The sequence below is a fragment of the Protofrankia sp. CiP1_Cm_nod4 genome (assembly GCF_982290645.1).
On the sequence record NZ_CEVIVC010000048.1, the window covers coordinates 1 to 642 of the forward strand.

A 642-nucleotide genomic window follows, 5' to 3' on the forward strand; every position below is an offset into this window, starting at 1 on the left:
CGCGGACCGAGAGGCACCTTTCGGCAACCCGCTCGGAGCAACTGTTGTAACTTACTGACTTAGCCCCGCCGAGTCAAACGTCTCCGAATTATCCGGGATTCGCCTCGGGGCCACCGAGCCTCCTGCGGGAGGCTCGCGCCGGGGATGGGGGCCACCTGGGCGATGAACTCGGCCTTGGTGTCTCCCGGCTTTCCGCCGGCAGGGATAAACATACACGACGGAGCGGCCGATTTTCATGATCGCAAGCACTTCGTAGAAATTTTTTCCGCGTTCGTCCAGCTACGTGAAGTGACAACACGGCGGCAGCTGATCAGCTGTGGCGCGGCCCTGTACTACGCGCGCCTGGCGCTGCGGGCCCGCGGCCTGCTGCCGGTGGTGACCGTTCTGTCCGGCGGGGCCCGGGTACGCCGATCTCGACATGGACCTCGCGGGCAAGGAGCCGCTGGCCGCCATCCGGGCCGGCACCACCCGCCCGGCGCCGAGGAGCGGGCGCTCGTCGCGGCCATGCGGACCCGGGCCACCGATCGCCAGCCGCCGCGTCCCGCCCCGGTGCTGGCCACGGTCACCACGGCGCTCGCGAGGGCGGCCGAGGCCGAGGGCTGCTGGCTGGCCACGCTGTCCGGCCTCGGGCACGAGACCCCG

Annotated in this window: 1 pseudogene; it reads left to right on the plus strand. The window is 70.2% G+C overall.

Features of this window, described 5'->3' with window-relative positions:
• Positions 1 to 288: 288 nt before the first annotated feature.
• Positions 289 to 642: pseudogene (locus AC5LSR_RS11460) on the plus strand (hypothetical protein); the annotation flags it as partial.